General features: G+C 73.7%; 19 protein-coding genes. 5 read left to right on the forward strand and 14 right to left on the reverse strand.

The annotated features are described in order from the left end of the window. Positions 1 to 79: 79 nt before the first annotated feature. Positions 80 to 1,894, reverse strand: coding sequence for a DUF2079 domain-containing protein (locus GA0070607_RS20510; RefSeq protein WP_089019647.1), 1,815 nt, complete (start codon positions 1,892 to 1,894; stop codon positions 80 to 82). A gap of 234 nt (positions 1,895 to 2,128) precedes the next feature. On the opposite strand from GA0070607_RS20510, the gene GA0070607_RS20515 reads away from it, so the two are divergent. After that, positions 2,129 to 3,346 (forward strand): extracellular catalytic domain type 1 short-chain-length polyhydroxyalkanoate depolymerase, encoded by a 1,218-nt coding sequence (locus GA0070607_RS20515; RefSeq protein ID WP_089019648.1) that lies wholly within the window; start codon positions 2,129 to 2,131, stop codon positions 3,344 to 3,346. Between the two features lie 50 nt (positions 3,347 to 3,396). Here GA0070607_RS20515 and GA0070607_RS20520 read toward each other — a convergent pair whose 3' ends face one another. Both GA0070607_RS20520 and GA0070607_RS20525 read right to left on the reverse strand, forming a co-directional pair. Next, a complete protein-coding gene (locus GA0070607_RS20520; protein ID WP_089019649.1) occupies positions 3,397 to 4,296 on the reverse strand; it encodes a TIGR01777 family oxidoreductase in 900 nt (299 codons plus the stop codon). Between the two features lie 52 nt (positions 4,297 to 4,348). After that, positions 4,349 to 5,347 (reverse strand): aldo/keto reductase, encoded by a 999-nt coding sequence (locus GA0070607_RS20525; protein WP_089019650.1) that lies wholly within the window; start codon positions 5,345 to 5,347, stop codon positions 4,349 to 4,351. Positions 5,348 to 5,402: 55 nt separating this feature from the next. Between GA0070607_RS20525 and GA0070607_RS20530 the strand changes: the two genes are divergently transcribed. Then, on the forward strand, positions 5,403 to 5,783 hold the full coding sequence (locus GA0070607_RS20530) for a MerR family transcriptional regulator (RefSeq protein WP_089019651.1): 381 nt from the start codon (positions 5,403 to 5,405) through the stop codon (positions 5,781 to 5,783). A gap of 27 nt (positions 5,784 to 5,810) precedes the next feature. Here the strand turns inward: GA0070607_RS20530 and GA0070607_RS20535 are convergent, their stop codons facing one another. The 4 genes from GA0070607_RS20535 to GA0070607_RS20550 form a co-directional block, all read right to left on the reverse strand. Further along, entirely contained in the window at positions 5,811 to 6,734 is a 924-nt protein-coding gene (locus GA0070607_RS20535) for an LLM class flavin-dependent oxidoreductase (protein WP_089019652.1), read from the reverse strand. 61 nt (positions 6,735 to 6,795) lie between these two features. Further along, positions 6,796 to 7,299 carry a hemerythrin domain-containing protein gene (locus GA0070607_RS20540; RefSeq protein ID WP_231930077.1) on the reverse strand — a complete coding sequence of 168 codons (504 nt, stop codon included), beginning with the start codon at positions 7,297 to 7,299 and terminating at the stop codon, positions 6,796 to 6,798. A 92-nt stretch (positions 7,300 to 7,391) separates the two neighbouring features. Further along, entirely contained in the window at positions 7,392 to 8,729 is a 1,338-nt protein-coding gene (locus tag GA0070607_RS20545; protein WP_089019653.1) for a low temperature requirement protein A, read from the reverse strand. 45 nt (positions 8,730 to 8,774) lie between these two features. Then, positions 8,775 to 9,344 carry a TetR/AcrR family transcriptional regulator gene (locus GA0070607_RS20550; RefSeq protein WP_089019654.1) on the reverse strand — a complete coding sequence of 190 codons (570 nt, stop codon included), beginning with the start codon at positions 9,342 to 9,344 and terminating at the stop codon, positions 8,775 to 8,777. Between the two features lie 135 nt (positions 9,345 to 9,479). On the opposite strand from GA0070607_RS20550, the gene GA0070607_RS20555 reads away from it, so the two are divergent. Then, positions 9,480 to 10,415, forward strand: a complete 936-nt coding sequence (locus GA0070607_RS20555) for an SDR family NAD(P)-dependent oxidoreductase (protein ID WP_089019655.1) — start codon at positions 9,480 to 9,482, stop codon at positions 10,413 to 10,415. 133 nt (positions 10,416 to 10,548) lie between these two features. Here the strand turns inward: GA0070607_RS20555 and sucB are convergent, their stop codons facing one another. Both sucB and lpdA read right to left on the reverse strand, forming a co-directional pair. Beyond that, positions 10,549 to 12,387 carry a 2-oxoglutarate dehydrogenase, E2 component, dihydrolipoamide succinyltransferase gene (gene sucB, locus GA0070607_RS20560; RefSeq protein ID WP_089019656.1) on the reverse strand — a complete coding sequence of 613 codons (1,839 nt, stop codon included), beginning with the start codon at positions 12,385 to 12,387 and terminating at the stop codon, positions 10,549 to 10,551. Between the two features lie 67 nt (positions 12,388 to 12,454). After that, positions 12,455 to 13,846 (reverse strand): dihydrolipoyl dehydrogenase, encoded by a 1,392-nt coding sequence (gene lpdA / locus GA0070607_RS20565; RefSeq protein WP_089019657.1) that lies wholly within the window; start codon positions 13,844 to 13,846, stop codon positions 12,455 to 12,457. Between the two features lie 178 nt (positions 13,847 to 14,024). Between lpdA and GA0070607_RS20570 the strand changes: the two genes are divergently transcribed. Continuing rightward, positions 14,025 to 14,354 (forward strand): hypothetical protein, encoded by a 330-nt coding sequence (locus GA0070607_RS20570; RefSeq protein WP_089019658.1) that lies wholly within the window; start codon positions 14,025 to 14,027, stop codon positions 14,352 to 14,354. 56 nt (positions 14,355 to 14,410) lie between these two features. Here GA0070607_RS20570 and GA0070607_RS20575 read toward each other — a convergent pair whose 3' ends face one another. Then, positions 14,411 to 15,985 (reverse strand): leucyl aminopeptidase, encoded by a 1,575-nt coding sequence (locus GA0070607_RS20575; RefSeq protein ID WP_089019659.1) that lies wholly within the window; start codon positions 15,983 to 15,985, stop codon positions 14,411 to 14,413. 161 nt (positions 15,986 to 16,146) lie between these two features. Here GA0070607_RS20575 and gcvT point away from each other — a divergent pair, with 161 nt between their 5' ends. Next, positions 16,147 to 17,277: a glycine cleavage system aminomethyltransferase GcvT gene (gcvT, locus tag GA0070607_RS20580; RefSeq protein WP_089019660.1), complete on the forward strand. Its 1,131-nt coding sequence runs from the start codon at positions 16,147 to 16,149 to the stop codon at positions 17,275 to 17,277. Positions 17,278 to 17,342: 65 nt separating this feature from the next. Here the strand turns inward: gcvT and GA0070607_RS20585 are convergent, their stop codons facing one another. The 4 genes from GA0070607_RS20585 to GA0070607_RS20600 all read right to left on the reverse strand — a co-directional run bounded on the left by GA0070607_RS20585 (position 17,343) and on the right by GA0070607_RS20600 (position 23,237). After that, positions 17,343 to 18,641 carry a DUF2314 domain-containing protein gene (locus tag GA0070607_RS20585; protein ID WP_089019661.1) on the reverse strand — a complete coding sequence of 433 codons (1,299 nt, stop codon included), beginning with the start codon at positions 18,639 to 18,641 and terminating at the stop codon, positions 17,343 to 17,345. Positions 18,642 to 18,706: 65 nt separating this feature from the next. After that, on the reverse strand, positions 18,707 to 19,480 hold the full coding sequence (locus GA0070607_RS20590) for an adenosylcobinamide-GDP ribazoletransferase (RefSeq protein WP_089019662.1): 774 nt from the start codon (positions 19,478 to 19,480) through the stop codon (positions 18,707 to 18,709). Next, positions 19,470 to 21,389, reverse strand: coding sequence for a bifunctional adenosylcobinamide kinase/adenosylcobinamide-phosphate guanylyltransferase (locus GA0070607_RS20595; protein ID WP_089019663.1), 1,920 nt, complete (start codon positions 21,387 to 21,389; stop codon positions 19,470 to 19,472). Before GA0070607_RS20595 ends, GA0070607_RS20590 begins: the two co-directional genes overlap by 11 nt. Before the next feature lie 60 nt (positions 21,390 to 21,449). Then, positions 21,450 to 23,237: a protein kinase domain-containing protein gene (locus GA0070607_RS20600; protein ID WP_089019664.1), complete on the reverse strand. Its 1,788-nt coding sequence runs from the start codon at positions 23,235 to 23,237 to the stop codon at positions 21,450 to 21,452. Between the last annotated feature and the right edge of the window lie 50 nt (positions 23,238 to 23,287).

The following is a 23,287-nucleotide window of genomic DNA, read 5'->3' on the forward strand; positions in this document are numbered from 1 at the left end:
GCCTAGTCCCGTGACCGGCAATGATCGCTGGTGAGCCGCCTCACCAGGGTGTCGACGGGTCCCGGCGGCGGGCCGCCGGTCAGGACGGCGGGATGCGCCAGACCCAGACGTCGTCGACCCGTTGCGGTTCCCCGAACAGGGCGGTGGCGGTGCGTCGGACCGCCTCCTCGTCGACGTCGAACTTCGCGCCGTGTACCCGGTCGGGAAGCACTACCACCTCGATCCGCCAGTGCTGCAGGTCGGCGCGGACATCCCGCAGGGTGCCGTCGGTGACGATCGGCACCAGCCCGGTCCGGCCGGCCTGGTCCATCAGGGCGCTCAGGGTGCGGGGCACCGGCCCGATCCGACCGCGACCGTCGGGGCCACCGGGGCCGAGGAAGAAGCCGCCCGGAATGGCGAACTCACCCTGTCGGTGGGACAGCGCGTACGCCTGCCAGCGCTGCCCGTCCGGGTAGATGTCCACGGTCAGCGGCACCGGCGTGAGCACTCCGCCGGGCGAGACGTACTCCCGCCAGGTGCCGGCCGTGATGAACCGCGGGACGGGCTCCCGCTCGTGGGTCAGCAGCGGGGTGGGCAGCAGCGGCAGCAGGGCCACCGTGAACCCGATCACCCAGGCCAGCTCCGTGGGGCGGTACCGGGGCGGATCGTGCCGCAGTTGGTCGATCGCGTACGCCAACAGCACCCCGATCACCGGCGCGACCACCAAGGCCAGCCGGGCGGGCAACGCGGCGTTCACCACCGGCAGATGCCCGAGCAGGTCGAACGGCATCGGCAGGTCGGTGCGCCGCCCATCGACCTTCGCCACAGGTCCGAAGGAGAGCACGGCGAAGATCAGCGCGGTGACGCCCAGCGCCCAGAGGGTGCCCCGGCGGGCGGCATCGGCGCGTCGCCAGAGCGCGACGAAGCAGATCACGGTGAGCACCAGCAGGGGGATGCCGAAGAACGAGTTCTCCTCGGTCGGGTTCGGCGCCAGCGCGGTGCCCAGCCCGGCCTCACCGGCCAGCGAGCGGCGCGGGAACGCGGCGAACGCGGCGATGTCCTCGGAGTGGATCAACGGGTCGAAGCCGGTGCCGTGGAACCGCTGCGGCCCGGCGAAGTGCAGCCACAGCGGGTACGACAGCAGCACGCCCGCCACCACCGCGGTCACCCCGAGCCCGCGCAGGAAGGTGGGCAGCGCGGCCCGGCCCTCGGCGCGGTGGGCCGGGTGCAGCGCCCAGACGGCGACGAACACGCCGAGCGCGAGCGCGGCGAAGAACAGGCCCTCGGCGGCGATCGAGAAGGCCAGCGCGACCAGGACGCCGAGGATCACCCCGTCCCGGAGCCAGTGCCCGGGCCGGCGCAGCGCGAACAGCCGCCAGACCAGCAGTGGCACCAGCCAGCCGGCGCTCCAGTTCAAATGGGCGTTGGCGTGCGAGACCATGCCGGGGGAGTAGGCGATGAACAGTCCGCCGACCCCGGCGGCCAGTCGGCTGCGGACCAGGTGTCGGGAGAGCAGCCAGTACCAGGCCAGCGCGGTGGCGAGCAGGTTGAGGGTGAGGATCACCAGGAAGGTCGCCGGCGGTCCGACCAGGTACGTGAGCGGGGCGAAGACGACTGCGTACACCGTGATCGAGGTGTTGACCGCGAGGTTGACCCCGTCCGGGACGTTGATCAGGTACGTGAAGAACGGGTTCTCCCCGTGCGTCACCGCGTGCCCGCCGAAGGCGAGCAGCCACTCGAAGAGCGCCTGGTCGCTGGAGTTGACGGTGATGGTGCGTACGTTCGGGTCCCGCCACAGCCCACTGGTCACCCAGACGGCGAGCGCGAGCGCCACCAGCACGACGATCAGGTCGGCCCGGCGGTCCCGGGCGGCGCGAGGTGCGGGCCCGGTGGCCAGCGACGGGGAGGACGGCACGCAGCGGACGTTACCAACCGGACCTGGACGGGCCGGTCATACATGCAAGGAGGGGACCCTTGTTATCGCCTGAGGTAGAGGAGGGGGCCCTTCCTAACGGCTGGGCGTCGGGGGTACACAGTGGCCGCCGTGAATGTGTGACTGTGGCCCATGTCATAGCGGCGACACACCGACGTAACGTTCCGGCAATTCGACCGTGACCCAGTTCACAGTCCGCCCCGTCAGGAGGCCGCCGTGCGCCGCTCCTCGTCCACCCTCACCCGGCTGATCGGTGCGGTCGCCGGGCTCGTCCTCGCCGTCGCCGGTGCGGTCGCCCTCGCCACGCCCGCCCAGGCCGCCAGTCTGACCCAGGTCACCGGCTTCGGGTCCAACCCCGGCAACCTCGCCATGTACGCCTACCGTCCGGACAACCTCCCGGCGAACTCCCCGGCAGTGGTGCTGCTGCACGGGTGCACCCAGAGCGCCTCCGGCTACTTCGCCAACTCCGGTTGGCAGAAGTACGCCGACCAGTGGAAGTTCGCCCTGATCGTTCCCCAGCAGCCGTCGGGCAACAACGCCAACAGCTGCTTCAACTGGTTCGAGCCGGGGGACACCGCCCGGGGTCAGGGCGAGGCGCTCTCGATAAAGCAGATGGTCGACCACGCGAAGGCGAACTTCGGGGTGGACGGGGCCCGGGTCTTCGTCAGCGGCCTCTCGGCGGGCGCGGCGATGAGCTCGGTCATGCTCGCCACCTACCCGGACGTCTTCGCCGCCGGATCGATCATCGCCGGCATCCCGTACCGCTGCGCCACCAGCATGGTAAACGCGTTCAGCTGCATGAACCCGGGCACGGACAAGACCCCGGCCGCCTGGGGCGACCTGGTCCGCGGCGCGTACCCCGGCTACAGCGGCCGGCGGCCCCGGGTGGCCATCTGGCACGGCACCTCGGACACGACTGTCGCCCCGCTCAACGGCGCGGAGTCCCGCGACCAGTGGACGAACGTGCGGGGGATCTCGCAGACCCCGAGCAGCACGTCGTCGCTGCCCGGGGGCACCAGCCTCGAGGTGTACGGGAACGACGACGTGCGGCTCTACCGGGTCGCCGGGATGGGCCACGGCACTCCGGTCGACCCGGGCTCCGGCGCCGAGCAGTGCGGCAGCACCGCCGCGTACTTCCTGGACACCATCTGCTCGACGTACCGCGACGCGGTCTTCTTCGGGCTCAATGGTGGCGGCACCACCCCGACCCCGACCCCGACGGCCACCCCGACGCCGACGCCGACCCCCACCCCGACCACGCCGCCGACCTGCGTGACCGCCAGCAACTACGCGCACGTCAGCGCCGGCCGGGCGTACCAGTCCGGCGGCTACGCCTACACGAACGGCTCCAACCAGCGGATGGGCCTCTACAACACCTTCTACACCAGCGCCCTCAAGCAGACCGCCCCCAACTACTGGGTAATCGGCTGCTGACCCACCCGACGAGAGGCCCCTCCCGACCCGACGGGACGGGCCTCTCGTCGTCACTCGGTGAGCGCGGCGCGCAGAGCGCTGGGCAGGTCGGGGTGGTGGTAGGTGAAGCCGGCGCGGGTCAGCACCGCCGGCAGGACCCGGGTGCTGGTGAGGGCCTCGTGGGCGAAGCCGCCGAGCACCACCTTCAGCGCCAGCGCCGGGATGGGCATGATCGCCGGACGGTGCAGCTGACGGGCGAGCTCCCGGGTGAACTCCGCGTTGGTCACGGGGGCCGGACCGACCATGTTGACCGGCCCGGCGATGTCGTCCGAGTCGAGCAGGAAGAGGGTCGCCCGCAGCCAGTCAGCCATCGAGATCCAGGGCCACCACTGCCGGCCGCCGCCCAGCGGGCCGGAGACACCCAGCCGCATCGGCAGCAGCTGCGGTTTGAGCATCCCGCCGTCGCGGTGCAACGGCAGGCCGATGCGCAGCCGCACCACGCGTACCCCGGCGTCCTCGGCCGGCCGGGTCGCGGCCTCCCAGACCCGGCAGACGTCGGCCAGGAAGCCCTCGCCGGCCGGCGCGTCCTCCTCCACCACCCGGTCGCCGGTGTTGCCGTACCAGCCCACCGCCGAGGAGTTCAGCAGCGCCCGCGGCCGGTCGGCGGCTGGTAGGCCGGCGATCGTGACCGCCAGCGTGCTGGTGCTGTCCACCCGGCTGGACCGGATCAACCGCCGGTAGTCGTCGTTCCACCGCTTGTCGCCGACGCCCGCGCCGGCCAGGTTGACCACCGCGTCCGACCCCGCGACCGCCGCCGGGTCGAGCTGCCCGGCGGCGGGGTCCCACCGTCGCTCCCGCGGATCGCGTGGCGGCCGGCGGACCAGTCGGGTGACCTGGTGCCCGTCGGCCGAGAGCCGGGCGACCAGGCGGGTGCCGAGGAAGCCGGACGCGCCGGCCAGAAGGATGCGCATGCCTACATCTTCGTCCAGAACGTCGCCGGTGGACGCGCGGGCGGCCGGCGGGTCAGGCCGCGCGGACCGGACGCAGGTCGGCCAGCAGCCGCTCCACCTCGGTGTACGCCTCGGCGCTCAGCGGGCCGAGCGCCAGGGTGGCAAGGTTCTCCTCCGCCTGCGCCACCGTGCGCAGGCCGGGGATCGGCACGGTACGCGGGCTGCGGGCCAGCAGCCAGCCGAGCGCGCCCTGGGCCAGGGTGCGCCCGTCGGCGGTGAGCGCCCCGCGGACCTGCTCGACCCGGGCCGCCCAGCGCGGCGTCGGCCGTCCGTCGGTGAACCACTGCAGCCACTCGGGCGCCCGGCCGCGTACGTCGTCCGCGCCGACCGCCCGGGTCGACCCGGTGAGCAGCCCCATCGCCAGCGGGCCGCGGTTGAGGCTGGCCAGGTCGTAGCGGTCGCAGACCGCCAGCACCGCGGCGTTGTCCCGCAGCACCGACTCGTCGTGCTGGATGGCGGCGCAGTGCACGCCGGCCGCCGCGAACGCCTCCGCCGAGGCCGGGTCGTCGGTGCTCCAGCCGTACGCCCGGATCTTGCCCTGGCCGACGAGGTTCTCCAGGGTGTCGACCAGGTCGAGCGCGGCGGGCACCGGCAGCTCGTTGATGTGCAGTTGGTAGAGGTCGACGTGGTCGGTGCCGAGCCGGCGCAGGGAGTCCTCCAGGCTGCGCACCGCGAAGGCCGGGCTGGCGTCGGTGCCGAGCGCCCGACGGGTGGCCTCCTCGCTGACGTTGCCGAACTTGGTGGCGATCACCGCGCCGTCCCGGCGGCCGGCCAGGGCCCGGCCGAGGATCCGTTCGCTGTGCCCGGCGCCGTAGTTGCTCGCCGTGTCGAACAGGGTCACCCCGAGGTCGAGCGCGCGGTGGATGGTGCGGATCGACTCGTCGTCGTCCACCTCGCCCCAGCCGAACGGCTGCCCGCCGTCGCCCCAGAGCGGGCCGCCGATCGCCCAGCACCCCATCCCGATCGCGCTCACCTCGATGCCGCTGCGTCCGAGCTTCCGTGTCGTCGTCATGCGGTCAGCCTCCAACCTGGAGTGCGCTCCAGGTCAACCACTACGATCTCGGGGCATGACCGGTTACGCCCCCTCGGAGGCCGCCCGGCGCAGCGGCTTCAGCCTGGACACCCTGCGGTACTACGAGAAGATCGGCCTGCTCGCCGACGTGAGTCGGACGTCGGGCGGCCAGCGGGTCTTCACCGACGACGACCTCGGCTGGCTTGTGTTGTTCCGCTGCCTGCGCGACACCGGAATGCCGATCGCCCAGATGTGCCGCTACGCGCAACTGGCCCGGGAGGGCGAGCACACCGCCGAAGACCGGCGTGAGCTGCTGGAACGGCACGCGGTGCGGGTCGAGGAGCAGATGCGCCTGCTCCAGAGCCAGTACGACCACCTCCGGGAGAAGATCCGCTTCTACGAGCAACTGCCCGGCTCCGGGTCGGCGGGCGCGTAGGCCACCCGGCCCGGTGCGCGAGCGCGCTCAGGTGATGGCGGCCAGCCGGGGCAGCAGCGGGGCCAGCGGATCGAGCGCGTCGGCCCGGACCACGTAGCGGGTCACGCCCCAGCGCCGCCGGTGCGCGGCCACCGCCGCGACGATCTCGTCCGCGGTGCCGATCAGCACGAACGGGGTGGCGAGCAGCTCGTCGACCGTCAGGCCGGTCTCCTCGGCGGTCTGCACGGCGGCAGCCGCCGCGCCGTCGCCCACCACGAGCCGCTGCACAAGTGCCTCCAACGCGGGCGGGTCGTCCCGCCCGGCCGCGCCGGCCGCGACCGCGGCCAGTTGCGCGTCGATCTCCGCGGCCCGCCAGCGCACGTCGTGGCCGTGGCCGTCCGCGAGGGTACGACCGAAGCCGCTGAGCCCGACCACGTCGGCGTGTGCGCCGGCCCAGCGCAGCAGGTCGGTGTTGGCCGTGCCCACGGTCAGCGGGATCCTCGGCTGCACCGGTCGGGGCCGGTCCAGTCGCGCCCCGTGCACCGCCAGGTCGGCGGAGTCGACCGTGACCTGCTCGCCGGCCAGCAGGGCCTGGACCGCCTCGGCCACCGCGATGCAGCGGCGTACCCGGCCGGCGACGTCCGGGCGCTCCCGCCCCACCGCCCGCCACTCGACGGGGGTGTGGCCGGCGCCGATGCCGAGCCGGGCCCGCCCGCCGGAGACCAGGTCGAGGGTCGCCACGTCGGTGGCGAGCAGCGCCGGTTCCCGAACGCCGGCATTTGTGACGTACGAGCCGAGCCCGAGCGTCGAGGTGACCGACGCGGCGGCGGCCAGCGCGACGAACGGCGCGGCGACCACGCCCGGGTGGTCGCCGACCAGCAGCGCGTCGTAGCCGGCCGCCTCGGCCCGGTGGGCCAGCCCACACCAACTGGCGGCGTCGGACGGGCTCGCCTGGACCGAGAAGGTGACCATGGGCCCAGCCTGCCCTTCAGCGGGCCCCGTGGCCAGCGGTTCTGCCGAGGGGAGACAGGCGTCAGCCGGCGGGCGGCGCGGTCAGGCCGAGGAGTTCCTCGACCGTCCCGGGCCGACCGGTGAGCGCGTTCAGCGCGGTGACCAGGCGCTTCTCCTCGTACCGGAAGTGCGACTCCAGCAGTGCCGCAAGCCCGTCCAGCTCGGCGCGCAACTGGGCCGCCGGCGGCGGCGTGGGATCGCCCAGCAGCTCCTCGACCCGGCGCAGGATCCCCGCGACCACCTCGTGGTCGGTGATCAGGTTGGCGAGGACCGGGCGCAGCTCCGGGACCTCGTCGGCCAGCAGCCGGAACGCGCCGTCGTCCTCACCCGTGTGGTGTCGGCCGAGCGCGGCACAGAAGGTGAGGCAGTGGGCCCGCAGATCCCGCGACGGCCGGGCCCCGGCGGGGGCGTCGGCGTCGAGGCTCGCCCGGAGGCGGGCCAGCTCCGTGCCGAGCCAGAGGTGGATCTCGATCATCTGATTGCCGACGGCGGCGAGCCGGTCGGCCGGTGAAGTGGTTGGGTGCACGTTCGTCCCATGCTGTCCCCGCGCCTCCATGCCCACGGCGGCCTTCGTGCCGGGTGCACCGCGACGCTGGGCTGGAGCCTATCCCGGCGGGGTCACGGCGTGGTCGGCTCGTCGGGTTCCTTGAGGTGCCAGCTGGCCCGGAAGTGGGCCTCGTGGACCTCGTGGGTGGTCCGTTCCTGGAAGACGGCGGCCCGCAGCGCGTGCCGCGACTCCGACATCACCATCACCTCGACGGCCACCAGCCCGACGCAGATCGCGGTGAGGAGGGTGAGTGCGCCCAGCACCGGCAGGTGCTGGGCGATCGGCAGGGCCAGCGCCAGCACCGCCAGCACGCCGATCCGGGTCCAGGTGACTGTGTGCAGGGTGCGCAGTTGGAACAGCAGGTTGGCGGCGAAATAGCAGATCACCCCGCCGAAGAGCAACGGCACGGCGGGCCCGTCGATCCGTTGCGCGGGCCCGCCGGCCGGATCGGTGATCTGGTGCAGGATCTCCTCGCTGCCGATGGAGAAGAGGATCACCGCGGCGATCATCGGCAGATAGAGGTACGCGTACGCGTCGCGGGCCATCGCCACCCGGGGGCCGCCCTCCGCCGCGTGCAGGGCGATCCGGGCGGCCGGGCCGATGAAGTCGAAGTGCGCCCACCACAGGGCGGCGGTGAAGAAGATCCCGAGCGAGGCGGCGGCCACTGCCGGCCAGGTGACCGGCTTGCCGACGAGCAGGTTGCCGCCGACACCCACGGAGATCACCGACTCGCCCAGCGCGATGATCAGGATGAGGTCGTACCGCTCCGTCCAGTGTTCCGCGCTGGTCACCCCCCAGCCCCAGGTGCCGACGATGAAGCCGGTGGCGTACTGGACCACCACCACGGTGATCCACAGGGCGTCGCGGACCATCGCGGCCTGGTCGGGGTCGCCGATCTGCGGCGGAATCAGCGCGGCCGCCAGCAGCAGCACGATGCTCACCGCCAGCTCCGGGGCGAAGCGGCGCAGTTGGCGCCGTTCCCGCGGGCTGTCCCGCACCACATGCTGGTAGAGGATCATGTGGACGGCACGGACCACGACGTAGCTGATGGCCACCAGCATCGGGCCGGCGGTGCCGCGCTTCGGGTCGCTGAACGCCTGCGGCAGCGCCAGCGCGAACGCGAACAGGGCGGCCATCGCGATCACCATGAGCACCGGTACGTAGCCCTCGCCGAGCCGGACCCGGGTGGCGACCAGACTGTGCACCACCCAGATCCACCAGAGCACGGCGAGTACCAGGCCGGCGTGCAGCAGCTGCCGGCCGGAGATGTTCGCGGCGGTCGCCCGGGTGATGATGAAGAACGAGAAGACGAAGACCAGATCGAAGAAGACCTCGAACTTGTCGACCCGGGCACCGGGGGCGATCGGGACGGCGGGCCCCAGTCGCCCACGCCGCCGGTAGCCGCCCACGGTCCCACTCTGGCAGCGTCCAGACCGGCCCGAGGTCGGAACGGGTCAGCCCGGGTGCCGGTGCCGCAGACCGTCCATGAGCAGGCCGAGCAGCCGCTCGGCCTGGGCGCGTTCACCAGCGGCCAGGGAGATTCCGCTCAGGCTGGCCAGCACGTCTGTGGTGTCCACGTCGGCCCGTACGGTGCCGGCCGCGGCGCCCGCGCTCAGCAGTCGGTCGAGCGCCTCCAGCAGCCGGTCCCGGCTCTGCGCGTACGGGTTGGCGCCGGTGGCGATCACCAGGCGCAGGGCATCGGCCATCCCGCGCTTGGTGGCGAGGTAGTCGATGAACCGGGACATCCAGCCCCGTAGCGCCCGGTCCGGCGGTAGTTGGTCGAGCAGCTCCGGCGCGGCGTCGCAGAGTTTGCCCAGTTCGTTGCGGTACGCCGCCTCGATCAGCGCCTCGCGGGTGGGGAAGTGACGATAGAGAGTGCCGATGCCCACCCCGGCCTCCCGGGCGATGCCGTCGAGCGTTACCTCCGGCCCGGGGCGGGAAAACGCCTGGATCGCGGCCTCCAGCAGTCGCTCGCGATTGCGCAGGGCATCCGCCCGCAGCGGGCGGGGGCTGGTCTCCGGCATCACTTCCTCCCTCGCTGGTGCGGGCCAGTGGTATCCGGAGGGCACTCCGGTTAGTCTCGAACGTAGCGGAGGATCCTCCGCTTCCATCGTAGCGGCGGGCCGGGTCGGTCCGCCCCACCCGGACAAGGATGGATCATGACGACGAGCACCCCGATCACCACCCCGTTCACCCATGCCTCCACCGCCATGGACGTGATCCAGGGCGTGGACCTCGGCGGCCGGCGGGCGATCGTCACCGGCGGGTCGTCCGGCATCGGCGTCGAGACCGCCCGCGCCCTGGCCAGCGCCGGCGCGCAGGTCACCCTGGCCGTGCGTAACACCGACGCCGGGCAGCGCGCCGCCGACGACATCACCGCCAGCACCGGCAACGACCAGATCCTGGTCGCACCGCTCGACCTCGCCGACCAGGGCTCGGTGGCCGACTTCGTGGCCAACTGGGACGGTCCGCTGCACATGCTGGTCAACAACGCCGGCATCATGGCGTCGCCGGAGATGCGGACGCCACAGGGCTGGGAGATGCAGTTCGCCACCAACCACCTGGGGCACTTCGCGCTCGCCACCGGGCTGCGCCCGGCGCTGTCCGCCGCCGACGGCGCCCGGATCGTGTCGGTGAGCTCCGCCGCCCACCTACGCTCACCTGTGGTCTTCGAGGACATTCAGTACGAGCGCCGGCCGTACGAGCCGTGGGAGGCGTACGGGCAGTCGAAGACGGCGAACGTGCTCTTCGCCGTGGAGGCGACCCGGCTCTGGGCCGACGACGGCATCGTGGCCAACTCGCTGATGCCCGGGGCGATCCAGACCAACCTCCAGCGCTACGTCAGCGAGGAGGAGCTGAACCGGATGCGCTCGGGCAACGCGGCGGCGTGGAAGAACGTCGAGCAGGGTGCCGCCACGTCGGTGCTGGTCGCCGCCTCACCGCTGATCGACGGGGTCGGCGGGCGGTACTTCGAGGACTGCCAGGAGGCTGGCCCGGTGGTGCCCGGCGAGCGGCGCGGCGTCGCCCCGTACGCGCTGGACCCGGAGGCCGCGGAGCGGCTCTGGCAGGTCTCGACCGCACTGCTCAAGGGCTGAGCGCGCAGCGCCGGCCGGGGTCCGCCCCGACCGGCGTTCACCGGCCAACAGGCCGTTCGCCGGCCAACAGGCCCAGAAACGACGAAGGGCGCCCCGGTCATCGACCGGGGCGCCCTTTCGACTGGCTCGGGGATCAGGCCAGGCCCAGCTCCGACTCGAAGTTGCCGGCCTCCAGCCGCTCCTTGACCGCGGCCAGGAAGCGGGCCGCGTCGGCGCCGTCGATCAGCCGGTGGTCGTAGGACATGGCCAGGTAGACCATCGACCGGACCGCGACGACCTCGCCGAGCTCCGGGTCGTTGACCACGACCGGACGCTTGACCACGGCACCCGTGCCGAGCATCGCCGACTGCGGCGACGGCACGATCGGGGTGTCGAAGAGCGCGCCCCGGCTGCCCGTGTTGGTCAGCGTGAACGTCGCCCCGGCCAGCTCGTCCGGGCTGACCTTGTTGGTCCGGGTCCGCTCGGCCAGGTCCGCGACCCGCTTGGCGATGCCGCCCAGGTTGAGGTCACCGGCGTTGTGGATGACCGGCACCAGCAGACCCCGCTCGGTGTCCACGGCGATGCCGAGGTGCTCCGCCTCCGGGTAGGTGATCGTCCCACCCTCGAGATCCAGCCGGGCGTTGACGATCGGGTACGTCTGCAGCGCCTCGACGGCCGCCAGGGCGAAGAACGGCAGGAAGGACAGCTTCACGCCGTGCCGCTGCACGAAGGAGTCCTTCGCCTGCGCCCGCAACTTGGCGATCCGGGTGACGTCCACCTCGACCACCGTGGTCAGCTGCGCCATCTCGTGCAGCGACTCGTGCATCCGCGTGGCGATCGCCTTGCGGATCCGCGGAAGCTTCTCGGTGGTGCCCCGCTTGCCGCTCGGCTGCGGCTTGGCGACCGGCTTCGCCGGGGCCGACGGCGCGGCGGCCTGCTGCGGTGCGGCGGGCGCGGCCTTGGCGGCCTTGGCCTTCTCGGCCGCCTCCAGCACGTCCTGCTTGCGGATCCGGCCACCCACGCCGGTGCCGTTGAGCGAGGACAGGTCGACGCCGTGCTCGCTGGCGAGCTTGCGCACCAGCGGGGTGACGTACCCGGCGGCCTCCTCGCCGCCGCCCTGCGCCGGGGCGGACGGGCGCTGCGGCGTCGGGGTCGGCGCGGCCGGCTGCGCGGCCTGCTCGGCCTTCACCGGCTGCGCCGAGGTCTCGGCCTCCGCGGACGGCTCGTTGTACGACATGCCCGGGGTGGGCTCCTCGACCTTCGGCTCCGGCTTCGGCTCGGCCTTGGGCGCCGGCTTGGCCTCCGCCTTCGGCTCGGGCTTCGGCTCCGGCTTCGCTGCCGCGGGGGCGGCACCGGCAACGCCGATGATCGCCAGGTCGGCGCCGACCGCGGCGGTCTCGTCCTCGGCGACCTTGATCTCCAGCACCGTTCCGGCGACCGGCGACGGGATCTCGGTGTCCACCTTGTCGGTGGAGACCTCCAGCAGAGGCTCGTCCACCTCGATGGTCTCGCCGACCTGCTTGAGCCAGCGGGTGACCGTACCCTCGGTGACGCTCTCACCCAGGGCCGGCATCTTCACCGCAGTGCCCTCGCCCGCGCCCGCGCCGGCGGCGGCCGGGGCCGGCGCCTCGTCCTGGGCCACCTGGTCGGCGGTGCCCTCAGCGGCGGCCGTCGGCTCGGTGGCCGGCTCGGCCGCTTCGGCCGGAGCCTGCTGCTGCTCCTGCGGAGCGGCCTCGCCGCCACCGGCCGACTCGCCCTCGCCGGCGATGACGGCCAGCTCGCTGCCGACCTCCGCGGTCTCGTCCTCGCCGACCACGATCCGGCTCAGCACGCCCGCCGCGGGCGACGGGATCTCGGTGTCGACCTTGTCGGTCGAGACCTCGAGCAGTGGCTCGTCGACCTCGACCGTGTCGCCCTCCTGCTTGAGCCAGCGAGTGACGGTGCCCTCGGTGACGCTCTCGCCGAGCCGGGGCATGGTGACCGATACCGGCATGTTCTGAGACTCCTTCATTCCCCTGGTGGGATCTTCGCCCGTCGCCGGACGCCGCGGGTTGTGGTGATCAGGCGTGCGAGTGCAGCGGCTTGCCGGCGAGGGCCAGGTGCGCCTCGCCCAGGGCCTCGTTCTGGGTCGGGTGAGCGTGCACGAGCTGGGCGACCTCGGCCGGGTACGCCTCCCAGTTGTAGATGAGCTGCGCCTCACCGATCAGCTCACCCACCCGGGCGCCGATCATGTGCACGCCGACCACCGGGCCGTCCTCGACCCGGACCAGCTTCACGAAGCCGGTGGTCTTGAGGATCTGGCTCTTGCCGTTGCCACCCAGGTTGTAGTTGTACGTCTTGACCTTGTCAGCGCCGTACTGCTCCTTGGCCCTGGCCTCGGTGAGGCCCACCGACGCCAGCTCCGGGTCGCAGTAGGTGACACGCGGGATGCCGACCTCGTCGATCACGGCGGGGGTCTGCCCGGCGATCTCCTCGGCCACGAAGATGCCCTGCTGGAAGCCGCGGTGCGCGAGCTGGAGGCCGGGCACGATGTCGCCGACCGCGTAGACGTTCGGCACGCTGGTGCGCAGCCGCTCGTCGGTCAGCACGTAGCCGCGGTCCATCTTGACGCCCTGCTCCTCGTACCCGAGGTTGGCGGTGTTCGGGCCACGACCGACGGCGACCAGCAGCAGCTCGGCCTCGACGGTCTCGCCACCGGAGATGGTCAGCTTGACGCCGTTCTCGGTCTTCTCGACCTTCTCGAACGGCTTGCCGACCTTGAAGTTGATCTTCCGCTTGCGGAACGCCCGCTCCAGCGCCTTCGACGACTCCTCGTCCTCGGCGGCGACCAGCCGGGGCAGCGCCTCGACGATGGTCACGTCCACACCGAAGGACTTCCACACGCTGGCGAACTCGACGCCGATCACGCCGCCACCGAGCACGATCACCGACGACGGCACCCGGTCCATGGTGAGCGCGTGGTCACTGGTGATGATCCGCTCGCCGTCGACCTCCAGGCCGGGCAGGCTCTTGGCGTACGAGCCGGAGGCCAGGACGATGTTGCGGCCGGTGTAGCGCTTGCCGTCCACCTCGACCACGTTCTTGCCGACCAGCTTGCCGTGGCCCTCGACGATGGTGATCGCCTTGTTGCCCTTCAGCATGCCCTGCAGGCCCTTGTAGAGCCGGGCGATCACGCCGTCCTTGTACGCGTTGACCCCGGCCATGTCGATGCCGATCAGCTCGGCCTTCACGCCGAACTGCTCCGACTCGCGGGCCTGGTCAGCGATCTCGGCCGCGTGCAGCAGGGCCTTCGTCGGGATGCAGCCGTTGTGCAGGCAGGTGCCGCCGAGCTTGCCCTTCTCGACCAGCGCGACCTTCAGGCCCAGCTGGACGGCGCGCAGCGCGGTCGCGTAGCCGCCGCTGCCACCTCCGAGAATCACAATGTCGAAGGTCGCTTCGTTCGGCTCGCTCACGTCCAACTCCCAGGTCGCGTCGCTGCATCGGGGGTCACAGAGGTGTAACACGGACACACCCCACCTCGGTCATCTTGTCACCACTGGGCACAGGGTGCGTAGTGAGGTGCCCAACGACACGTCGGTGACACGTACCCTTGGCACCGTTGTCGATGACAGAGCATGGGGGAGAGGTCTGGTGGGGTTGTTCCGGCGCCGCAAACAGGCGCGTGTGCCCAGCCACGACCGCGCGGCGGATCGTGGTGATCTGGATCATCTCGAAAACTTCATCCGGAGCCGACGCGGCGTCGAGGCGTTCATCGAACCACGGACGACGGTGACGGAGACCACTGTCATCCTGATCGCCGACGACGGGGAGTGGACCCGCCGGCGCATCGACGGCCCGGACGGCGCCCGGCGCTTCGCGTACCGGATGGGCATCCCGGTGTACGACGTCCGGCTGATGGGCTACCCGCAGCGCATGCGCGACTTCAACGAGCGCCGCAAGCGGCGCCCCGAGCGGTACTGAGACGCGACCGGGGCGCCCCCGCACGGGGGCGCCCCGGTCGTCGGGTCTCTCGACGGTCAGCCGTTGACGGCGACGTCCTCGACCAGCTGCACCAGGGTGCGGACCGGTACGCCGGTGCCGCCCTTGGTCAGGTAGCCGGTCGGCTCGCCCGAGTGGTAGCCCGGCCCGGCGATGTCGATGTGCGCCCAGGCCACGTCGTCGGTCACGAACTCGCGCAGGAACACGCCGCCCTGCAACATGTGCCCGGCCCGGTCCATCCCGGCGTTGACCTGCGAGATGTCCGCCACGTCGGAGTCCATGCCCTTGCGCACGTCGTCCGGCAGCGGCATCGGCCAGGCCGGCTCGCCGACCGCGTCGCCGACAGTCCGGACCCGCTCGCACAGCTCCGCGGTGCCCATGACGCCGGCCATCCGCTTGCCCAGCGCGATCACCTGGCCGCCGGTCAGGGTGGAGGTCTCGAACAGGTAGTCGGTGCCGTCCTCGCAGGCACGGGCGATCGCGTCGGCCAGGATCATCCGGCCCTCGGCGTCGGTGTTGAGCACCTCCACCTTCTTGCCGCTGTACATGCTGATGACGTCACCCGGCCGGTAGCTGGTGCCCGACGGCATGTTCTCCGCCATCGGCAGGTAGGCGCTGACCGCCACCGCCGGCTTGAGCGCGGCGATCGCCAGCATGGCCGCACCCACCGCGGCGGCGCCCGCCATGTCGGACTTCATCTCCCACATGCCCTGCGCCGGCTTGATCGAGATGCCGCCGGTGTCGAAGGTGATCCCCTTGCCGACCAGCGCGACCCGCTTGCCGTTGCCGCCGTCCTGCGGGGTGTAGGTGAGCTTCACCAGGCGCGGCGGGGCCTCCGAGCCCTGCCCGACCGCGACGATGCCGCCGTACCCGCCGGCGGCCAGCGCCGCCTCGTCCAGCACCTCGACGCCGAGGCCCGCCGCACGGGCGGCGTCGGCCACCGCGTCGGCGAAGGACGGCGGACGCAGCTCGTTCGGCGCGGTGTTCACCCAGTCCCGGCTCAGCCGGACCGCGCCGGCCACCACCTGCGCCCGGCTGATCTCCGCCAGGGCGCCCGCGTCGCCGGCATCCGGCACCGAGACCAGCACCTCGGCCACCGGCTCCCGCCGGGTCGGCTGCGGCCGGGTCTTGTAGCCGGCGAACCGGTACCCGCCGAGCAGCGCGCCCTCCGCGACCGCGCGCAGCGCGGCCGGCGCGTCGGCGTCGTCCGGCAGCGGCATGGCCAGCGCCACCTTCGGCGCGCCCGCCAGGGCCCGGATCGCGCCGCCGGCCGCCCGACGCAGCGTCTCCGGGGCCGGGGCGGCGCCCGACGGCTCCGGGCCGAGCCCGACCGCGACGACCAGCGGGGCGGTGACCGTACCCAGCGTGGCCAGCTTGATCACCTCGCCCGGGCCACCGGTCGCGCCGAGCAGCGCCAGCGTCTCGGTCAGCTTGCCGTCGAACGCGGCGGCGATGCTCTCCGCGCCGCTGGCGAGCAGCAGGGTGCCGGCGAGGCCGCTGGTGGCGCCCTGCTCTCCGGTCTGGCTGTGCACGCCGATCACGATCGCGTCGACGGCGAGCTCCGCCGGGTCGGTGTCGACCAGGCTCAGGGTGGTGGTGCGGGGCGATGTCACTGAAGCTACTCCGGGCGGGCCGGGCCGGCCGCGTCGTCGCGTACCGGCGATGAAGGTCTCCGGCGGAACGTACCCGCCGGACGTCAGGGCTGTCCCGCCGATGATGCCGACGGGTCCCGCCGATGCTAACCAGCGGTGCTGCCCCCGGTAAGTTGCCACCCATGACCGAAGTGACCTCCGACGCCGCCGCGACCCGGCTGCGCCGTTCCCCGCTGCACGAGCGGCACACCGCCGCCGGCGCCAAGTTCGCCCCCTTCGGGGGCTGGGAGATGCCGCTGGAGTACGCCGGCGGCGGGGTGCTCAAGGAGCACACCGCGGTGCGGAGCGCGGTGGGGGTCTTCGACGTGTCACACCTGGGCAAGGCCCGGGTGAGCGGCCCCGGCGCCGCCGAGTTCGTCAACGCCTGCCTCAGCAACGACCTGGGCCGGATCGGGCCGGGCCGGGCGCAGTACACGCTCTGCTGCGACGACGCCACCGGCGGCGTGGTGGACGACATCATCGCCTACCTGTACGCCGACGACCACGTCTTCCTCATCCCCAACGCGGCGAACACCGCCGAGGTGGTCCGCCGGCTGCGGGCCGCCGCGCCGGAGCAGGTCACCGTCACCGACGAGCACGAGGCGTACGCCGTGCTGGCCGTGCAGGGGCCGCGCTCGGCGGAGCTGCTGGGCGCCCTCGGCCTGCCCACCGAGCACGACTACATGAGCTTCTCCGCCGCCACCCTGGCCGGGGTCGAGCTGACGGTCTGCCGCACCGGCTACACCGGTGAGCTGGGCTACGAGCTGGTCGTGCCGGCGGAGCACGCGGTCACCGTCTGGGACGCGCTCTTCGCCGCCGGCGAGAGCTTCGGGCTGCGCGCCTGCGGGCTGGCCGCCCGGGACACGCTGCGCACCGAGATGGGCTACCCGCTGCACGGGCAGGACCTCTCCCTGGACATCACCCCGGTGCAGGCACGGTCCGGCTGGGCGGTGGGCTGGGACAAGCCGGCCTTCTGGGGCCGTGACGTGCTGCGTACCGAGAAGGCCGACGGCCCCCGGCGTACGCTGCGCGGCCTGGTGGCCGTCGACCGGGCCATTCCGCGGCCCGGGATGACCCTGCACGTCGGTGACGTGCAGGTCGGCACGGTCACCAGCGGCACCTTCTCGCCGACCCGCAAGCAGGGCATCGCGCTGGCCCTGCTGGACACCGACGCCAAGCTCGCCGACGGCGACCTGGTCGAGATCGAGATCCGCGGCCGCCGAGCCCCCATGCAGGTAACCCGCCCCCCGTTCGTCACCCCGTCAGTCAGGTAGCCCGACCTCGTTGATCATGAAGTTGTTGCCGTGACACGCCGACGGCGGTGGCAACAACTTCATGATCAACGCGCGGTGGGGGTGGGGGGTTCGCCGGAGTCCAGGACGGCCTGCGTCCAGCCGCCCTCGATCACGCCGGTGGCGTCCAGCACCGCCCAGTCGACCACGTCGGTCGCCTCCACCACGACCGGGGCGCCGATCCGCACCGAGGAGTCGGTGGCGGCGTCGCTGGCGCTCACCCCGACGATCCGTTCCGGGGCCTCCCACGAGGTGACGCCCGCCCAGACGTACTCCGGGCCGTCGTCGCCGGGCAGGCCGTACTTGACCACCAGCTGCGACTCGGGCGGCAACTGGCCGGCGACGAACCGGGCCCGGGCGTCGTCCAGCGCGGCCCGGGCGGTGGCGACCGCCCGGCTCATCGCGTCACCCGAGCGGGCGTAGCGCACGTCCGGCTGGATCCCGGAGAACAGCGTCGCGCAGGCGGCGGCGTAGTAGCGCCCGTCCGGACCCGGATGCCCGGCCGGCGGGCGCAGGCTGAGGAACGAGTCGGCCTCCGGGTCGGTCGCCGGGTCCAGCTCCAGGCGCAGCAGCACCGGGGCCGTCGCACCGTGCTGCTCCGGGTTGCCGTACGCCACCGCGATGTCGTGCCCGGTCACAGTGGCCAGCACCGGCAACTGCACGAACGCCGGCACCTCCTCGCCGGAGAGCCCGTCGGTCCAGTCCCGCAGCAGCCGTCGCGCCGCCCCGGTCATCACCGCGCCCCAGGCCCGGGTGAGGTGGTCCGGCACCCCCTGGGTCTGCAACTCCAGCAGCCCGAAACGGCGCAGCCCCTTGGTGGTGAACCACAACCCCTCCACGTCCGAGGAGTACGGCACCAGCACCCAGTCCACCAGCCGGATCCGACCCTGCTCGTCCGGGAGCGAGCGCAGCGCGGTCGCCGGGTCGAGGAACTGCAGGCCGAAGACGTCCACCACGTCGCTGTCGACGGACTCCGCCACCGCCGCCGCCACCGCCCGGGCCGCCCACTCGTGCGCCGGCGGCCAGCCGGGCCGGTACTCGGCCTGCACCACCACCAGGTGGGTCGCCGCGGCCAGTCGCGCCAGCTGCGCCTCGGTGGCGCCGAACGCGGTGAGCAGATCCGGTGGCAACTCGGGGAACTCGGCGATCGGCCGGGTGTCCACGCTCATCAGCGGGCTGTCCAGCATCTGCCGGGCCAGCCCGTGCACCGGCTCGGCCAGCCGGCCGGTCAGCGCCGCCACCGCGGTCTTCGCGCTGACCTTCGGCAGACCCGCCATCGGCACCAGGTAGGTCGCGCTGAGCGACTCCGGGACCGGTACGGGCAGGAAGTCGTCCGTGATGAGCATTCTCGTTCCCCCGGTGGCCGTCCGGTGCTGTCGAGCCGAACGCTACCCGGCCCGACTCGCCAGCTTCAGCCGGACAGCACCAGACCCAGGTAGACCAGCGTGGTGACCACCTCGACGGTCGCGCCGAGCACGTCGCCGGTGATCCCGCCGAGCCGGCGTACCACGTGGGCCAGCAGCGGCACCGCGACGGCGAACGCGGCGGCAATGGCCAGCGGCCCCTGCCACGGGCGGCCCGGCACCGCGGGCACCGCCAGCAGCACGACGGCGACCGCCCCGGCGACCACCGCCACCGGACCCACCGTGCCGGCCACCAGCGCGCCCAGCCCGTCCGGGCGGGCCGCCGGCACACCCCGCCGGCAGGCCACCGTCACACCCAGCCGCCCGGCGGCGGTCGCCGCGACCACCGCCGCCAGGCACGCCGGCCAGGACCGACCGACAAGCTCGGCGAGCGCCGCCGCCTGCACCAGCAGGACGACCACCAGGGCGACCACCCCGAACGGGCCGACGTCCGGCTTCTTCATGATCTCCAGCGCGGCCGCGCCCCGCCGGTACGAGCCGAGCGCGTCCACGGTGTCGGCCAGCCCGTCCAGGTGCAGCCCCCGGGTGAGCAGGGCGGCGGCACCCACCGTCACGCCGGCGGCCACCGGTGCGGGAGCGAACGCGCCGAACAGCAGCAGCACGCCGGCCAGCAGCGCGCCGAGCAGGACGCCGACCGCCGGGGCGAGCGCCATCGCGGTGCCGGCCACCGGGCGGTCGATCCGGCCGGCCCGGACCGGCAACGTGCTGAACGTGGTGACCGCCAGCCGGGCCCCCGCGGCGAGCCGCGACTCAGCCGGCACGCCAGCCCGACGCCGCCTGCTCGTCCGCCCCGGTGGTGGCCGGGCCCGGCCCGTCCGGCTCCGGCTCGCTGTAGTCCGGTTCGGTGTCCTCCGGCTCGGTGTCCTCCGGCTCCTCGGAGCCCTGCTCCGGCTCCCCGGCGCCGGCCAGCGACGGGTGGACCGGGAGCGCGGCGGCCAGGGACAGCACCGAGCGCAGCAGCGGGAGCGCGACCAGCGCGTTGGCCCCCTCGCCGAGATCCAGCCGCAGGTCGAGCAGCGGGGTGAGGCCGAGCACGTCGGCGGCCAGCCGCACCGCCGGGTGACCGCCGTGGTCGGCGAGCAGGCACCAGTGCCGCGCCTGCCCGGCCAGGTCGCGGCTGACCATCCCGGCGGCCAGCCCGACCGGCCCGTCCAGCAGCACCGGCATCCGGCGGGCGGTGGCGCCGAGCAGCACGCCGGTGGCCACCGCCACGTCGCCGCCGCCCAGCTCGGCCAGCACGTCCTTGGCGCCCCTGGGCGAGCGGCGGGTGCGGTGCAGCGCGTCGCGTACCGCCGCGCAGCGGATCATCCAGGCCGCGTCGTCGATCTCGCCGGAGTTGGTGATCACCCGGCCGAGCACCGCCGGCGGTTCCGCGCCCGCGGTGGCCGCCAGCACCGCCGCCGCGGCGGCCTCGGTGCCGGCGCCGCACGCGGCCAGCACCAGCAGCTGTACGCCGGCGTCGGCGGCCTGCTCGGCCAACCGCCAGCCGTAGCGCAGCGCCGACTCCACCTGCTCGGGGCTGAGCGCCGGCTGGTCCTCCATCGGCGCGGCGGCCGGAGTGTCCACCACCTGGAGGCTGGCGCCGCTCTCGGCGGCCAGCCGGGCCAGCGCGCCCTGCCCTGCACGGGCCTGCCCGGCCCGGCGCGCCGACTCACCGGCGACGGTGCCGGCCGACGCCCCACCGGCGTGGTCACCGTGCAGCAGCAGCACCCGCACGGAACTCCAGGCGACCGGGGTCGGGGTGCCCTGGGTGGCGGCGGCGAAGCCGACGACGCGGTCCAGTACGCCCAGCCCGGCGCCGGGTACGTCCAACGTGGCCAGCCGGTCCACCGCCTGGGGGCCGGTGTACTCGTCGGGCATCGGCAGCTCCATGCCGGGCTGGATGACCAGCCCGGTGGCCACCATCGGCAGCGCCATGGTCGGCGCGGCCCAGGGGTTGCCCGGCTCCTGGTTCGGGGCGGCCGGCGGCGCGTGGGTCAGCACGTCCGGCAGCTGCACCTCCGGGGTCACCTCGACGTCGGCCGAATCCGCGTCGACCGGGCCGGGCCCGACCGGCGTGGTCCCGGCCGCGGGTGCCGGCACTGCGGCGGTGGCGGGCGGTACGGCGGCGGTCGCGGGCGGCACTGCCGGCTTCAGCCAGGCCGGCTGGCCGGCGACCACCAGCACCACGGCGTCGCAGGCGTCGGCGACGGCCCGGTTGGCAGCGCCGAGCGCGTCGGTGAACGCCCGGCCCAGCGGCGTGGTCGGCACCAGGGACAACCCGACCTCGGGGCTGACCAGGACCACCCGCGCCGAGCAGGCGCGGACCGCCTCGGCCAGCTCAGCGATGGTCGCCAGGTCGTCGGCGGGCTGGTGGTCCGGGTCGAGCAGCACCGTCACCCAGCCGCCCAGGTCGTCCACGAGCAGCGTTTCGTTCGGCTGGGCGGACGCGAGGACGTCGGCCAGCCGCCGTGGGTCGGCCGCGGTCTCCTCGGTGCTCCAGCTGCCCGGCCGCCGGGCGCGGTGCGCCGCCAGGCGGGTCGCCCACTCGGTGTCCTCCGGGTCGCCCTCCGCGGCGGTGGCGACGTAGCGGACCACCGGCGCGTCGGCGACCAGGGACTCGGCGAACTCGGACTTGCCGGACCGGATACCGCCGAGCACCAGGACCGTGTTCCACCCGTCAACGGACATGCCCGTACCTTAAGGCCGCCCGCGGTGTCGTTGCCTGCCGGCCCGGCGGTCGCGGTCCGGTCAGTCGCAGTGCTCGAATCCGCTGCCGTAGCTGACCCCGCCGGTGGCGCCGCCCCACTTCACGCACGTCCCGGCTGCGCTGGCCCGCACCGGCCCGGCGTAGTAGTCGAACGACCCGCTGTCGGTGCTGCGGGCCCGCCCCTGCACCTCCAGGTACGCCGAGGCCGCCGACTTCGTGCCGACCGCGGTGTCCTTGAGGGTGACCACGCAGTTGTTGCCGCTGCCCGAGTGGTAGAGCAGGTAGACCCGTCCCCGCCGGCGGCCGTCGCCGCCGGTCAGCGTCGCCGAGTCGATCACCTGGTATCCGCTGCCGCACACCTGGGCCGCCGTGTACGGGTTGGGCCGGCCCGCCGGGCTGCCGCTGGACGTCGGCTTGCCGGTGACGGACCCGGTCGGCGTGCTCCCCGGTGCCGTGGTGGGTGGGGCCGGGGCGCCGCTGGCCGGCGCGCCGGACCGGCCGGCGGCGCCGGCCGGTCCGGTGGTCGCGCTGCGGCTGGCGCCCGGCGTGCCGCTCGGTCGTGGCCCCGAGGTGGCCGCGTCCCCGCTCGGCAGCGGGTCGTTCGCGGCCGGCGCCGATTCGCCGGCCAGGGCCGGCGGAAGGTCCGTTCCCCCACGCTCCCCGTCGGGCCGCAGTGCCGCCACGGCCCCAGCGACCAGCGCGACGAGGACGACCGCGCCGACCCCGACCAGCAGCGGCCCGCGCCGCCGGGCCGACCCGGGCCGGAACGGGTCCTCCCGGGTCCCCGCCGGTTCGGTCCCGAAGACCGCCGGGGGACGCGGGTCCGTGGGTGGAGCCGAGGGCGCCGACTCGGCGGCCGGCGGGTTGGGACGCGCGACGGCCGGCGGGGTGGGGCTCGGGACGGGCGGCGCGACGGCCGGCGGAGTGGGACCCGGGCCGGACGGGCCGGGGGCGGCCAGTGCCCACGGTGGGCGGGCGGCCGGCGGGATGCCGGCCAGTGTCGCGTCGCGGGCGTCGGCGGCGGCGCGGGCCAGCTCGGCGGCGCTGGCGAACCGGTCCGCCGGCCCCTTGGCCAACGCGCGCGCGACGACCGCCACCACCGCCGGTGGGGTGTCCGACGGCAGCGGCGCAGGCTCGTCCTGGGCGTGCCGCAACGCCACCGCGAGCGGGTTGTCCCCGTCGAACGGGGGCTGCCCGGCCAGGCAGAAGTACGCCACCGCGCCCAGCGCGTACACGTCGGTGGCGGGGGAGACCGGCTGGCCGGTGGCCTGCTCGGGGGACATGTACGAGGCGGTGCCGAGCACCATGTTCGCGGCGGTGAGCCCTGCCATGCTGCGCGACCGGGCGATGCCGAAGTCGACAAGCACCACCCTGCCGTCCGCCTTGACCAGCAGGTTGCCCGGCTTCACGTCCCGGTGCACGATGCCGGCGAGGTGGGCGGTGTGCAGCGCGTCCGCGGCCTGCGCCAGCACCGACATGGTGGTCGCCGGGTCCAGTCGACCCACCTGGCGTACCCGGGCGGACAACGGCTCGCCCTCGACGTACTCCATCACCAGGTAGTCGACCCGGCTGGCGTCGGCGAGCGTGGCCTGTCCGACGTCGTGCACCGCGACCACGCCGGGGTGCCGCAGCGCCGCCAGCATCTGCGCCTCGGCCCGGAACCGGGCGGTGAACTCCGGGTCGGCGACCAGCGACGGCAGCAACACCTTCACGGCCACCTCGCGTTCCAGCAGCACGTCGGTGCCGCGCCAGACCGCGCCCATCCCGCCCGTCGCCACCCGCTCGCCCAGCCGGTACCGGTCACCGAGCAGCACTCCCCGTGTCAGCACCCGGCCACCGTACCGGCTGCCGCCGATGCGTTGATCAGCCCATGGGTCGC

The organism is Micromonospora coriariae (assembly GCF_900091455.1).
In the GTDB taxonomy this organism is placed as follows: Bacteria; Actinomycetota; Actinomycetes; order Mycobacteriales; family Micromonosporaceae; genus Micromonospora; species Micromonospora coriariae.